The sequence below is a fragment of the Sphingomonas sp. CARO-RG-8B-R24-01 genome (assembly GCF_022662295.1).
Lineage (GTDB): Bacteria > Pseudomonadota > Alphaproteobacteria > Sphingomonadales > Sphingomonadaceae > Sphingomonas.
Genome location: NZ_JAKNQI010000003.1, coordinates 194234 through 208088, shown reverse-complemented (window position 1 = coordinate 208088; position 13855 = coordinate 194234). Strand labels below are relative to the sequence as shown.

General features: G+C 68.4%; 12 protein-coding genes. 3 read left to right on the top strand and 9 right to left on the bottom strand.

Going from position 1 to position 13855, the window contains the following annotated elements; genetic code table 11:
* Nucleotides 1–36: 36 nt before the first annotated feature.
* The 6 genes from L8G49_RS08795 to L8G49_RS08770 all read right to left on the bottom strand — a co-directional run bounded on the left by L8G49_RS08795 (nt 37) and on the right by L8G49_RS08770 (nt 4982).
* Complete coding sequence (locus L8G49_RS08795) at nt 37–582, bottom strand: hypothetical protein (protein ID WP_242184390.1); 546 nt, start codon at nt 580–582, stop codon at nt 37–39.
* Nucleotides 579–1646: a sigma-70 family RNA polymerase sigma factor gene (locus L8G49_RS08790; protein ID WP_242184380.1), complete on the bottom strand. Its 1068-nt coding sequence runs from the start codon at nt 1644–1646 to the stop codon at nt 579–581. Before L8G49_RS08790 ends, L8G49_RS08795 begins: the two co-directional genes overlap by 4 nt.
* Before the next feature lie 207 nt (nt 1647–1853).
* Nucleotides 1854–2822 carry a peptidoglycan-binding protein gene (locus L8G49_RS08785; protein WP_242184378.1) on the bottom strand — a complete coding sequence of 323 codons (969 nt, stop codon included), beginning with the start codon at nt 2820–2822 and terminating at the stop codon, nt 1854–1856.
* Entirely contained in the window at nt 2819–3253 is a 435-nt protein-coding gene (locus tag L8G49_RS08780; protein ID WP_242184376.1) for a hypothetical protein, read from the bottom strand. The genes L8G49_RS08785 and L8G49_RS08780 overlap by 4 nt, the downstream gene beginning before the upstream one ends.
* A 1-nt stretch (nt 3254) precedes the next feature.
* Complete coding sequence (fliI, locus tag L8G49_RS08775; protein WP_242184374.1) at nt 3255–4574, bottom strand: flagellar protein export ATPase FliI; 1320 nt, start codon at nt 4572–4574, stop codon at nt 3255–3257.
* A gap of 6 nt (nt 4575–4580) precedes the next feature.
* Nucleotides 4581–4982: a flagellar biosynthesis repressor FlbT gene (locus tag L8G49_RS08770; RefSeq protein ID WP_242184371.1), complete on the bottom strand. Its 402-nt coding sequence runs from the start codon at nt 4980–4982 to the stop codon at nt 4581–4583.
* On the opposite strand from L8G49_RS08770, the gene L8G49_RS08765 reads away from it, so the two are divergent.
* Nucleotides 4900–6255, top strand: a complete 1356-nt coding sequence (locus tag L8G49_RS08765) for an FHIPEP family type III secretion protein (protein WP_347272048.1) — start codon at nt 4900–4902, stop codon at nt 6253–6255. The two genes, L8G49_RS08770 and L8G49_RS08765, sit on opposite strands and share 83 nt — an antisense overlap.
* Here L8G49_RS08765 and L8G49_RS08760 read toward each other — a convergent pair.
* Complete coding sequence (locus L8G49_RS08760; protein ID WP_242184363.1) at nt 6252–8573, bottom strand: GH92 family glycosyl hydrolase; 2322 nt, start codon at nt 8571–8573, stop codon at nt 6252–6254. The genes L8G49_RS08765 and L8G49_RS08760 overlap by 4 nt on opposite strands.
* Before the next feature lie 84 nt (nt 8574–8657).
* On the opposite strand from L8G49_RS08760, the gene L8G49_RS08755 reads away from it, so the two are divergent.
* Nucleotides 8658–9242, top strand: coding sequence for a hemerythrin domain-containing protein (locus tag L8G49_RS08755; protein ID WP_242184343.1), 585 nt, complete (start codon nt 8658–8660; stop codon nt 9240–9242).
* A 15-nt stretch (nt 9243–9257) separates the two neighbouring features.
* Here L8G49_RS08755 and L8G49_RS08750 read toward each other — a convergent pair whose 3' ends face one another.
* Both L8G49_RS08750 and L8G49_RS08745 read right to left on the bottom strand, forming a co-directional pair.
* A complete protein-coding gene (locus L8G49_RS08750) occupies nt 9258–10559 on the bottom strand; it encodes a sigma-54 dependent transcriptional regulator (RefSeq protein WP_242184341.1) in 1302 nt (433 codons plus the stop codon).
* Complete coding sequence (locus L8G49_RS08745) at nt 10556–12277, bottom strand: ATP-binding protein (protein ID WP_242184330.1); 1722 nt, start codon at nt 12275–12277, stop codon at nt 10556–10558. Before L8G49_RS08745 ends, L8G49_RS08750 begins: the two co-directional genes overlap by 4 nt.
* A 227-nt stretch (nt 12278–12504) precedes the next feature.
* Between L8G49_RS08745 and L8G49_RS08740 the strand changes: the two genes are divergently transcribed.
* Nucleotides 12505–13854 (top strand): dicarboxylate/amino acid:cation symporter, encoded by a 1350-nt coding sequence (locus L8G49_RS08740; RefSeq protein WP_242184328.1) that lies wholly within the window; start codon nt 12505–12507, stop codon nt 13852–13854.
* Nucleotide 13855 lies beyond the last annotated feature (1 nt).

The following is a 13855-nucleotide window of genomic DNA, read 5'->3' as shown; positions in this document are numbered from 1 at the left end:
TGGCACCGGAGGAGGGTAAATCCTCCATTCCGGGGGTCAATGGCATCGTTGGGGCGCTCGGCGTGGCGCTCGCAGCAGGGCGAGCCCACCGTCCGGCGAGAACCGTTTCAGCGCAATCAGGCCCCGCGGGTCGGCCAGCCGTCGGTCGATCCAGCCCGGGTCCATCGGCCACAGGTCCTCCGGCGTGATCGCAATCCCCGTACCATCGCTCAGGATCCCGATCCGCGCTGGCCGGGCGCGTTCCGGCCAGCGCGCGCGCAGCAGATCGAACAAGAGCTTCGACGTCCGCACGATCTGGCGATCCCGGCGACGGTTGGTATCGAGCACGAGGTCCGTCGCGCACAACTTCCGGTCCCAACACCGCAGGTGGATGCCGGGGCTGCCGAATTCCGCGGCCGAAGCGATCAACACCGTGCCGTGCGCCGGATCGTCGCGCTCCAACAGCGACCCGATCGCGCAGCAGAAGTTGGTGGCGACGGTATCCATCAGCGTATCGCTGAACGGGACGAGCGTGGAGGCCAAGGGATCGAACGGCTCGTCGGCACGCGCGGTCGGGCTGGAGAGCGACGCAGTGCGCATCACTGCAGCCGATCGCTGCTGATCGCGCCAAAACCGTACCGCACGGGTTCGCCACGCATCCCATCCAGGGTCCGGTCGATCGCATCGGTTCCGTCGATCGCCTCGACCGCTGCCGGGTCGAGCACGATCACGCGTGCCAATGCATTATGGGGCGCATGCGTATCGGGCAGGATCGTGGTGTCGGCCGCACCGTGGTCGGTCTTGCGCCGGCGCGGGTGCGGTTTGCGACGGTCGGCAAAGCCCGCGAAGCGCGGGTCCGACGTCGCGATCTCGGCAACAACGCGAGCGGCGCGCTTGGCCACCTGGCGGGCGCGTTCGCGCTCGATCGGGCATGTGTCGACATCCTCGGCCGGCATCGGATCGTCGCGCAGGCGGCGCTCGACCAACGCGCGCTGGGTTGCGATCCGCGACTCCAGTTCGGCAAGGTCGCTCGCATCCGGCGTCACCGGCTTCGCGCGGAACCGCGGCAGTGACGTCGTCTCGGACTGGACCGAACGGACGCTGCGCGCCTTGCGCTTCAGCTGGTCGACGCCAACCTGGCGCAATTGCGCGACATAAGCGTCGAGCAGCGCGGTCCGCAGGTCGTCCGCCATCATGCCATCGACCCCCGCTTCGGTACGGTCGAGCGCGGCTTCGTCCTCGATCATCGCCTCGAGCGAAGTGGGTTCGCCATCGGGCCCGATCGTGGCGGCGTGCAGCGACACCGTGGTCGCCTCGACCCGGCGCGCGGACTGACGCTGGTCCGTCATCAGCCGGAAGCGCAGGCTCTGCAGTTCGCCGCGCAGCTGCCAGTTGACGAAAGTGGTGAATTGCGCGCGGGTCGGGTCATACGCCTCGATGGCGCGGTGCACGCCGATCGCACAGCATTGTTCGGCATCGTCCCAATGGGCGGTAAGCCCATATTGACGGATGAAATGCCGGATCCGCGGCGCGATGATCTTGAGGACCGCGGCGAAGGCGCGATCGGCGAGGATCCGCTGTCGCGTCGTCGGCGTCGCGCCAGGCGCCGGGCGGTTGGCGATGACGTCGGCGACGGCGGCTTCCAGGGCAATGGTGGTCTTCGACATGAGCTCCCCCAGGGGCTGTCGGGAGCAGCACCGTTGCTGTTCCCGTTGCGCCAACCATGCCCACCGGGGTTAAATGGGATTATAAATATCCTATACGTAAAACCCCGAGGTCGAACTGTTCGTCGACTACTAAACCAATGGTAATGGGCGATTTACGGTGGGTACCGGGTCGTTAACCATTCTATAGGATGAATGCAGCTGCGCCCCTCAAGCGAAGCGCTGCGGCTGCACGTTGCGGGTCACATAGGCGGTCAGCCAGGCGCGGTGCGCCGCGCTGGCGTCCCCGCTCGCCGCGATCGCGCGGCTGGCACTGCTGCTGCCGATCTGTGCCGTCAGCAGCGCATGTGCGTGGGACTCGGCCAGGCCGCCCTTCAGGAAACGCACGAGATCCCCCGGTCCCAGGTGATGCCCGAGATAGGCCGATCGTGCGATGGCTGCGGAATCATTCCCGACGGGCACACCGGCGCGATGCAGCGTGTCGAGGTTGCTGCGCGCGTAATCCGCGATCGTCTGGATCGCCGCCGGAGCGTCGTATCGCAGCGCGAGCAATGGCGCGCGCGACTCCGGGCGAACCCGCCCCCGTTCATCGAGCCAGCCACGCGCGCGCGCGACGCCGTTGAGCCATGACCCGGGCTTTTCGGCGATCGATTGCCAGGTACGACCGAGAAACTGCCCCAGTCCGGCCGCGCTCGACCGCGGATTGCGCGAGAAGCAATTCCACCGCCCACTCGAATCCTTCGCCGCCTCAGCCTGGACGATCGCCGCCAGCGCCGTGTCGGGGATGCCGGAACGCGCCGCCGCGGCGCGCAGCGCTGTCGCATGAACGACATTGGGGCCGAGATTATGCATCGCGCCATCCACCGATCCCGGCGGGCAGACCGCGCCATCACCGACGGCCAGATCGTCGAGCGATGCCTGTGGCGTGTTGCCGTGCCGCGCATCGAACAGCGCGATCAGATGCGTCAGGTCGATCCGGTCCGCATAGCCGGACATCGGATCGACCGCAGTCGGCGCCGCCGGACCCGACAGCGTATCGGCGGTGGAGGGGGACGGGGAACCGCCGGTACCGAGCGCCGCGCGCCACAATTGGTCGGACACCTGCGCATGGGCCGCCGCTTCGATCAGGTTGGCACGCTGGGTCGGCGTCAGGCGCGCCGCATCGCTGACGGGCGTCATCGCTCTTGCGGGCGCTTCGCGCTGTGCAATCGGACAAAACGCGCGGCCGACATGTCGTCGACCAGCGCCTGCTGCTCCCGGTCCTCGGCCAGCCGCACTTCATTGCGAAACACATCGGCCGCCGACTCCACCGCCCGGATCGTGGCATATTGGCGTGCAGCCCGGTGGCGGAGCAGGTCGAGCTCGACTTCGGCTGCGTCAGCCTCCGCCGCGCGCCGTTCGCGCTCGTCGCGCGCGCGCGCCAGATAGGAATCGGACAGCAGCAGACAGTTGCCAGCCGCAAGCCGCGCTTCCGCGGCGATCTTCTCGCTCAGCGCGAGATGGAGCAGGCGCGCCTCCGCCAACCGCGACGAAGACGCTGCAATCACTTGCGTCAGCGCGTCCATTTCCCGGTCGAGCGCGCGCAGCGCGGCATCATACGGCGTTTGCATCTCACTCCTCCAACAACTGCGCGATGGCCGCGAACGCCTCCGCCGCGTCCCCGCGATCCTGCTTCGTCTGGGTCAGCAGGGCCTCGATCTGCGGCGCGATGCGGATCGCGCGATCCACCTCGGGATTGGCGCCCGTGGCATAGGCGCCCAGCCGCACGATCTCTTCCATGTCGCCGTGCGTCGCCAACAGTTGGCGCGCGGCGATCCGGATCCGATTATGGTCGCCCGAAAGGCACTGCGGCAACATGCGCGATACCGACTTGAGCAGGTCGATCGCCGGATAGCGGCCCCGTTCGGCGATCTTTCGCGTGATCACCACGTGTCCGTCGAGGATTCCCCGGACGGCATCGGCAACCGGCTCGTTGTGATCGTCGCCATCGACCAGCACGGTGAACACCCCGGTAATGGTCCCCTGCCCCGGCAGCCCCGGCCCGGCGCGCTCCAGCAACCGTGGCAATTCGGCGAAGACGGTCGGGGTATAGCCGCGCGTGGCGGGCGGCTCGCCATTGGCCAGGCCGATCTCGCGCTGCGCCATGGCAAAGCGCGTCACCGAATCCATCAGGCACAGGACGTTCAGCCTGCGGTCCCGGAAATGCTCGGCGATCGCGAGCGTCGTCCACGCCGCCTGCCGCCGGATCAACGCCGGTTCGTCGGACGTCGCGACGACCACCACGCTGCGCGCCAGGCCCTCGGCACCGAGATCGTCTGTCACGAATTCCTGGACCTCGCGGCCGCGTTCGCCGATCAGCCCGATGACCGCGACATCGCACGCGGTCCAGCGCGCGAGCATCGACAGCAGCACCGACTTGCCGACCCCCGATCCCGCGAACAGCCCGAGCCGCTGCCCGCTGCAGAGCGGTACGAACAGATCGAGCGCGCGGACCCCGGTATCGATCCGTGCGCCGACCCGCGCCCGTGCCGCCGCGGGCGGCGGCGGCGCCTTGATCGCCTGTGGGTCGGGGCCGTTGGGCAAGGTGCCGAGCGCATCGATCGGCCGGCCGAGCCCGTCCACCATTCGCCCGAGCCAGCGCAGCGACGGACGGACCGCGAACGCCCCGTCCTCGAGCCACGCCGGCGTCCCGGACATCAACCCGTGCGGATCGCTGAACGGCAGACATTGCGCTCGTCCTTCATTGATCCCGGTGACTTCCGCAGCGACCGGACCGCTCGTCGTCTCGATCGCGATCCGCGATCCGATCTGCGCTGCTCCCGAAAGGCCGTCGATTTCGATCAATGCGCCCTGCACCGACACGACGCGGCCGTAGCGCCGATAGGGCGACACCGCAGCCAGCGTGCGGGCGGAAGAGGCAAGCGAATGCATGTCCCGTCAGGCCGCGAGCATCGCGGCATCCGCGCGGACGGGCACGCCTTCCTGCCGGATCAGCCCGCGGCATTCGGCAAGGGCACCGACATAGTCGCACACCGCGACGGCGTTGGCGAAGCGGACGCCGGCGGCACGCGCGGCATCGTCCGGCCGGCTGGCGAGCAACGCGCCGAGATCCACAAGGATCTGCGCCCGATTGCCCTCGACGTCCTGGCCGACATAGGCCTGCAGGCACGCGTAATACAGGCGGCGGGCGGGGGTGACCGCGAGCTCGGCAGGCATGATCGCCGCACCCCGCAGGATCGTGGCCTCGTTCTCGACGATGACCTGGGCGGCCACCGGCACGCGCAGGATCGCGCCATTGACGATCATCGTTTCGCCGTCGTGCAAGGCAAAGCAGCGCATCGCGCAATCCTTCCTGAGAGGTCCCGATCTTATAGGCGTGCGCGCGGGCTGCCGGGCGCATGCGGCAAGATTTGCCGGTGCCATCCCCCTTTTGGTGCAGCGGCGTCCGCGCGCGCGGCGATCCTCTATGATGCTTGCGATATGCCCGGACACGGTCCGGCGCGTTAGACGTGGGAGACCCCGGTTGAGCCTTTATTCTGCCCTGTACGCTGGTGTTTCGGGCCTCAGCGCCGAGTCCGCCGCCATGGCCGCCGTTGCCGACAACATCACCAACATCAACACGGTGGGGTATGGCCTGCTCCCGATCATCAACGATGCGACGCGCGAACCACGGCTGGACGACCAGGTCCGGGCGTTGCGGCGGCAGATGGCGACCGAATTCGGCTTCGTCCTCCCGGCGGTCCGGATCATCGACAATCTCGCGCTCAAGCCCGACGAATATCTCGTCACCATCAAGGAAACCGAGGCGGCGCGCGGTGAAATCCGGCTCGACCGCTTGCTGGTCATCAACCCGGGCGGGGGGCAGGTCGGGATTCCCGGCGAAGCGACGCGCGAACCAGTGTTCAATCTCCCCGCCCTGTGGATCGACCGCGACCTGCGCGAGGAGGCGGGGTTCCGCGGGCTGACCGTGGTGGATGCGGGGACCATCATCACCACGCACCTGACCGAACTGGTCAAGGGCAGCATCGCCGACCTGCTGAGCTATACCGAAGTGCAAAAGCTGCTCGGCGAAATCCATCCGGATTCGGCCAAGCTGGTCGCCGAGATCGTTCCCGCGCGAATCTCCGTATCGGGCGTCCAGCGGATCCTGCAGAACCTGCTGTCGGAAGGCGTGTCGATCCGCGACATCCCGACCATCCTCGAAGGCATTGCCGAGGCCGCGCCGATCACCGCCAACCTGACGCAGATGACCGAACACGTCCGCGCCCGGCTTGCCCGGCAAATCTCGGCGCAACAGGCGCTGGACGGCGCGATCCCGATCGTCACCCTGTCGGCCGATTGGGACACCGCCTTTGCCGAAAGCATCGTCGGCCAAGGGGACGACCGCCAGCTGGCGATGGCGCCTTCGGCGCTGCAGGGGTTCATCGCGGCGGTGCGCGAGACGTTCGACGGGCTGGCGGGCGAAGGCGAGATCCCCTGCCTGCTGACCAATCCGTCGATCCGCCCGTTCGTCCGATCGGTGATCGAGCGCGTGCGACCGGCAACCGTCGTCCTCTCCCAGAACGAGATTCACGCACGCGCAAGGGTCAGGGCGCTCGGGAGTATCGGTTAGCGCGGCGTGCTCGTCGAGAACGGTCGGTCCGCCGCGCCGGTGGCCCAGGCCTTGTCGGGCGTGGCCTGCATCCGGAAGTGCAGCGTGCCGCCCGCCACGATCTGGTCGTGGCGCAAATACGCCTTGGTCACCGCTGCGCCGTTCAGCGTGACGCCACCGACGTACGGATGCGCCGCATCCAGCCCTTCGGTGCTGATCGTCAACCGCTTGCCATTGGGAAGCGCGAGCACGGCGCGATCGACGAACGGGCGGCCGATGACATATTCGAGGCTCCCCGGCGTCACCGGATAGAAGCCCAGCGCGGTAAAGACGAGCCACGCCGACATCTGCCCGAGGTCGTCATTTCCCGCGAGGCCGTCGGGCGTGGGATGATACTGGCTTTCCACGATCTGCTTCAGCCGCGCCTGCGTCCGCCACGGCGCGCCGGCATAGCTGTAGAGATAGGCGACGTGATGGCTCGGCTCGTTGCCGTGGATGTACTGGCCGATCAGCCCGGCGATATCCTCGGCATGGCTATAGTCGAGCTTGGAATTGTCGTAATCGAACATCGCGTCGAGCTTGGCGACGGTCGCCTGGTCGCCCCCCAGCGCGACCGTCAGCGCTGCCTGGTCCTGCGGCACGAACCAGCTGTATTGCCACGCATTGCCCTCGGTATAGTCCGACCCGTAATTGATCGCGGTCGGGTCGAAGGGCACGCGGAACGCGCCGTCGCTCTTGCGCGCGCGGACGAAGCCGGTCCTGGGGTCGAAGCTGTTGCGCCAGTTCGCGGCGCGCTTGCCGAACGTTACGGCAACGTCCGACCGCCCCATCGCCGCCGCCATGCGCGCGATGGTCCAGTCGTCATACGCATATTCGACCGTTTTGGAGGCGGCCTCTGGCTCGCGATCGATCGGGACGTAGCCGAGCTTCATGTAATCGCCGAGCCCGCCGTACGGCGCATAGGTCGCGCTCGCGACCATCGCGTCGAGCGCGGCCTTGGGGTCGAACCCGCGGATCCCCTTGAGATAGGCGTCGGCGATCACCGGGGCGGCGTGATAACCGATCATTGTCCAGGTCTCGCGCCCCTGGAACTGCCAGACCGGCAGGATCCCGTACGGGCTGTCCTCGCGGCTCGCGATCAGCGAGCGGACGATCTCGCTCGTCGTCGCGGGCGGCTGGACCAGCGTCAGCAGCGGATGCTCGGCGCGGAACGTATCCCACAGCGAGAAGGTCGAGCGGAAGGTGTAGCCTTTCGCGAGATGCACCTGATTGTCGGGCCCGCGGTAGCGCCCGTCGACATCCCCTGCGACCGACGGCGCGAGCAGGCTGTGGTACAGCGCGGTCGCGACGTTGCGGCGCATCGGCGCGGGTGCTTCCAGTGTCAGCACGTCGAGCGCCTTGTGCCACGCCGCGACCGTCTTCGCGCGGATCGCGTCGAAACCACCCGTCTCGCTGGCGAGATTGGCGATCGCGCCCGCTTCATCGACCGAGGAGATGGCCACGCGCACCTCCAGCGGGCGCGCGAGCCGGCCGAAATCCAGCCTGGCGACCAGCGCGCGGCCGAGCCGCTCGGCCACCGCGTCGCTGTCGCGGCCGGGGCCCTGGAAGCCCTTGTACGGCACGTTCTGCTCGGTGCTGACGAAGCCGTGGCCGGTCAGCGGCGCCGAGAAGCGCATCGCGAAGAACAGCTGCCGGTCGGGCGCCCAGCCGCGCGTCTGCCGCGCACCGACGAGCGTTCCGTCGGGCAGCAGGCGGAGCGACGACCACAGGATCTTGCCCGAATAATTGTACAGCGACGAACGCAGGTCGATCACCAGATGCGCCGCCTTGCCCGCCGGGAAAGCGTAGCGGTGCACCCCGACGCGCGTCCCCGCGGTCATTTCCGCGCGAACGCCGGGATCGGTCAGCGTTACCGCATAATAGCCGGGGGACGCCGCTTCGCTGCGATGGTCGAAGCGCGAACGATAGCCCGACCCCGGTTTCGCCGCATCGCCCGGTTCGAGCGGGACCGTGTCGCCTGCGACCGGCATGACGAGGAAATCGCCAAGGTCGGAATGTCCCGCGCCCGAAAAGTGCGTGTGCGAGAAGCCTTCGATCGTCGGGTCCGAATAGCGATAACCCGCCGCCCATTTGTACGCATCGCGGATGACGTGACCGGTGTCGGTATCCGGGCTGAGCTGCACCATCCCGAACGGCGCGACCGCGCCCGGGAAGGTATGTCCCTCGCCTCCCGTGCCGATCATCGGGTCGACCGAGTCATAGGTCGATTGCGCGGCGAGCGGCGTCAGCGCGATCGCGGAGGAAACGGTGAGCGCGGCGAGGGTGCGGAGCAGGGTCATTGCGCAAGTAGAGCAGCCACCTGCAGCAATGGAAAGGGCGATCAGGTGTTGCGTTGTGCATACCGCGTCGCCAAGGCTCCGGGCATGGCAGAAGATCTAGACGCCTGGTTGCTCGCCAACAGGCTCGGAATCCCCGACACGATCGCGTATCTGCGCAAAACCTACCCCTCGCCGACGTGGCGGGAGCATCATAATTTCGGGGAGCTTGCCGACTTCTGGCTGCGGGTCCACGCAAGTCTGCGCGAACAGGGCGGGCAGTTGCAGAAGATCACCGAGGCGTTTCGCGAGGGCACCCTCGACGCGACCACGTTCCAGCGGACGTTCGTCCCGCGCTTCAACCATTTCCTGCAGCATCTCGAAGGGCATCACCAGATCGAGGACGCGGCCTATTTCCCCAAGTTCCGGGCGCTCGATCCGCGAATGCAGACCGGTTTCGACTTGCTGGAGAACGACCATCAGCTGATCCACGGGGCGCTGCTCTCCGCGCTCGAGCATGCCCGGCTGGTCGTCGCGGCGCTACCCCGCGGCGCGGATTCGGTGCGGAGCGCGAGCGACGACTATGCCGTCTCCACCAACCGGCTGATGGCGTTGCTCGCGCGGCATCTGGCGGATGAAGAGGATCTGGTGATCCCGGCGATGCTCGAACATGGCGAACGCAGCGTCGGCTGACGCACGCCCGTCCCGTTACCCCGCCCGCTTCAACGGACCGAGCGCGATTCCCAGCCGTTTCACGCGGTAATAGAAGGTCTTGCGCGGGATACCGAGCTGTTCGATCGCGGCGCCGACCTCGCCGTTCGCAGCCCCCATGGCCGCAATGATCGCGGCGCGTTCGAATGCATCGAGCCGCGCGGGCAGGCTCTGCGGCCGGTCGTCCGGCGCGGCCACCGCCGCATCGAGCCCAAGCACGAAGCGTTCCGCGAAATGCGCGAGTTCGCGGACATTGCCGGGCCAGTCGTGCGTCGCGAGATGATGTTGCGCCGCGCCGCTCATCGCCGGCAGCGGCTGGCCCAGCCGTGCGGCGGACTCGCCGACGAAATGCGCGAACAGCGGCACGATATCCTCGCGCCGTTCGCGCAGCGGCGGGATCCGCAGCCGCACCGCCGCGATCCGGTAGAGCAGCGCGGGCGCGATCGCATCCTCGCCGCGGGCGCCTTCCTCCGCCGCCGTCGCGATCACGCGCAGGTCGATCGGGATCGTGTCGCGCGCGCCGGGCGTAACCAGCGCGCGTGCCTCGACCAGCGCGGTCAGCCGGGCCTGCAACGCGCGCGACGCCTGGTCGAGATCGTCGAGCAGCAGCGTCCCCCGGCTCGCCGCGACGACGCTGCCGCTGCCGACCCGCGCGAACAGGTCGCCGTCGAGCAGCGCATCGGGATAGGCCGCGCACGCCACCCCGAGCAGGCGATGCCGCCGCCGCTTGCCCGCCGCGTGGATCCTTCGCGCGAGCAGCGCCTTGCCGGTCCCCGTCTCGCCCTCGATCAGCAGGTCGATGTCGGCGTCCGCGAGCGTCGGGATCATCGCGCGCAGCCGTTCGATCGCGGGCGACTGACCGATCAGCCCATCGTCGGCCTCCGCGAGTGCGGCGGCACGCAGCTTCCGGTTCTCGAGTTCGAGCGCCCGCGCCGTCGCCGCGCGGGTGACGGCGGCGACCAGCACGTCGGGATCGAACGGCTTGGTCAGGAAATCCCATGCCCCCGCCTTCAGCGAGTCGACCGCCATCGCGACATCCCCGTGTCCGGTGATCAGGATCACCGGCAACGTCGGGTCGCGCGTGCGCAGCAGATGGAACAGCTCGGTCCCCGACAGCAGCGGCAACCGGACGTCGGTGACGACCACGCCTGCAAAATCCGGCGTGATCGCCGCGAGCGCGGGCGCGGCGGCGGGATAGGCATCGACCGCGAACCCGGCGAGCGCCAGCAACTGCGTGGTCGAGACGCGCAGGTCCTCGTCATCCTCGATCAGCGCGACGCGGGGCGGCGTGCTTGTCATGGCGCGCGCCGCAGCAGGATCTCGAAACAGGCGCCCCCGCCCCCCGGCACCAGGCGGAGATGCCCGCCGAGATCCTCCATGATGTCCTTGGCGATCACCAGCCCGAGCCCGAGTCCCGCCGCCCGACTGGTGGCGAACGGCGTGAAGAGCCGATCCGCGATGTCAGGCGCGATGCCAGGCCCGTTGTCGCGGATCTGGAGCACGACCGTGTCCGCGCGTCGGTCGAGCGTCACCACGATCCGCGGCGCGTCCACCGTCGCGACCGCTTCGGTCGCGTTTTGCAGCACGTTGACCAGGACCTGCTCGAGCCGGATCCGTCCTGCGACGACATCGAGGCCCGCCGGAAACGTCGGCCAGTCCACCGCCACGCGCGACAGGTGGTCGCGCAGGATCAGTTGCGCCCCCTCGATGACGTCGGTGAGCGCGACCGGACCGATCTCGCCGCTCGCCTTGCGCGCGAATCCGCGCAATTGGGCGGTCACTGCGCCGATCCGCTCGGTCAGCCGGGCGATCGCCCGGAGGTTGCCGCGGACCTCCTCGGTCGCACCGCGGTCGAGCAGGGTCTCGCCGGTCGCGGCATAGGTGCGGATCGCGGCGACCGGTTGCGCGGTCTCGTGCGCAACGCTGGCGGTGACCTGTCCGAGCGTCGCGAGCCGGTTGGCCTGGCGCAACGCCTCGCGCAGCGCGCCTGCCCGCGATTCGAGCGCGGCGCGTTCCTCGATCTCGCGGCTGAGCGCGGCGGTCCGGTCGGCGACCGCGCTTTCGAGCAGGCTGGTGCGCTCGGCGCGGCGACGCGCGCGTGACCAGGCGCCATAGGCCAGACCGATCAGCGCCAGCGCCAGCACGCCCGCCGCGGCCGCCACCGCGCGCGCGACGTCGTCGACCGCGAGACGCGTCGATTGCGCCAGCGTCACCCGCCAGCCCGCGAAATCGGGTGCGGTCTGCTCGACCAGCAACGCGCCGGGGATGCCGGCGATGCGGATCAGCCCCGCGCCGTCGCGCTGGAACGGCACGCCCCGCAGCGCCGCCGCACCGCTCTCGCGCAGCGCACGCTGTCGCAATGCTGGGGACAGCGGCCGGGTCGTCGCGAACCGCCACGCCGGGCGGCTCGCGATCAGGATCAATCCGGCGGGATCGGTGACATAGGTCACGCCCCCGGCGGCCGCCCATTGTCGCTCGATCGCGGCGAAATCGAGCTTGACCACCACCACCCCGCCCGCCGCGGTGCGCCGCGCGAGGTACAGCCCCGGGCGGTTGCTGACCGTCCCCAGCGCGAACTGTCGGCCTTCCCCGCGGCGTCGGGCATCCTGGAAATACGGGCGGAAGCGATAGTCGCTGGCGACGAAGCTGTGGCTGCTGCGGAAGTTGCTGGCGGCGATCGCGTGGCCATCCGGGGCGATGACATACATGGCGGCCGCCCCGGTGAGCGCCGCCAGCCGTTCGAGCTTGCGATCCAGCGCATCGGTCGCCCCCGCCCCCCCGGCCAGCGCGGCGACCACGTCGCGGTCATCGGCCAGTGCCAGCGGAAGGAGCCGGAACCGGGCGATCTCGCTCGCCAGCAGCGCCGCGCGCAAGCGCGCATCGGCCGCGACCGACGTCGCCAGCCGCGCACGTGCGCTTTGTTCGACCGCGGTGCCCGTCCCCCAACCGACCGCGACCGCCAACAGCAGCGCGACGAGCAGGATCGCATATCGCTGGACGGGAAACGGCCGGGCCATGCGCGACTGTACCAGCCTCCCTGTCATGTGCAACTTTCGGCACACGGGCGCGCATTGCGCGGCCAAAGTCGGCACACCGAGCTAACGCGATGATGCGTAAGCCATTGTTTTTTGGTTAATATTCGACTCGTCGCATTTACGCCCCGGCCGCAGCATCTTGGCGGCAATACTGCAACCACAGGTATCGCCGCAGAGCAGAACCTCGCGACCCAGAGGATGAAGGCCCCATGACCATTTCGATTCCCGCCGCCGGCGACCAGCCGCCCGCCGCCCCCAAGCGGTGGTATGCGCAGCTCTATTTCCAGGTGCTCACCGCGATCGTCGCGGGCGTGCTGCTCGGCCATTTCGCGCCCCATACGGGCGAGGCGATGAAGCCGATCGGCGATGCCTTCATCAAGGCGGTCAAGATGGTGATCGCGCCGGTCATCTTCCTCACGATCGTGACCGGCATCGCCGGGATGCGCGATCTCGCCTCGGTCGGGCGCGTCGCGGGCAAGGCGTTCGCCTATTTCCTGTTCTTCTCGACGCTTGCGCTGATCATCGGAATGGTCGTCGCCAACGTCGTGCGCCCTGGCGCGGGGCTCAATATCGATCCCGCCTCGCTCGATACCTCCAAGATCACCGAATATGCCGAGAAAGCGCATGAGACGACGCTGACCGGCTTCCTCACCAGCATCATTCCCGACACATTCCTGTCGGCGATGACGCAGGGGAACATCCTGCAGGTGCTGTTCATCTCGATCCTGTTCGGGATCGCGCTCGCGCTGATCGGGGACCGCGGCACCAAGGTGGTCGACCTGCTCAACGACGTGTCGATCGCCTTCTTCCGGCTGGTCGGCATCGTGATGCGCGCGGCGCCGATCGGCGCGTTCGGCGCGATGGCGTTCACGATCGGCAAGTACGGTGTCGGCACGCTCGCCAATCTCGCGACGCTGGTCGCGACCTTCTACGGCACCTCGCTGCTGTTCGTGCTGGTCGTGCTCGGGCTGGTCGCACGGTTTACCGGCTTCTCGATCATCAAGCTGATCATCTACCTCAAGGCCGAGCTGCTGCTGGTGCTCGGCACCTCGTCGTCGGAAAGCGCACTGCCCTCGCTGATCGAGAAGATGGAACGCGCAGGCTGCCCCAAGTCGATCGTCGGGCTGGTCGTCCCCACCGGCTACAGCTTCAACCTCGACGGCACCAACATCTACATGACGCTCGCGGCTTTGTTCATCGCGCAGGCGTGCAACGTCGACCTGACGCTCGGGCAACAGCTGCTGCTGCTGAGCGTCGCGATGCTGTCGTCGAAGGGCGCGGCGGGCGTTACCGGCGCGGGGTTCATCACCCTGGCCGCGACGCTCTCGATCGTGCCGTCGGTGCCGGTCGCGGGGATGGCGCTGATCCTCGGGGTCGATCGCTTCATGTCGGAGTGCCGCAGCCTGACCAACTTCATCGGCAATGCGGTCGCGACCGTCGTCGTGTCGAAGTGGGAGGGCAAGCTCGACGTCGAGCAGCTCAACGCCGCGCTTTCGGGAAAGGTGCTTCCGGCGCCGGCCGTCTCGTCCGCCCCTGCCGCGCTTAGCGTCGCCAACTAAG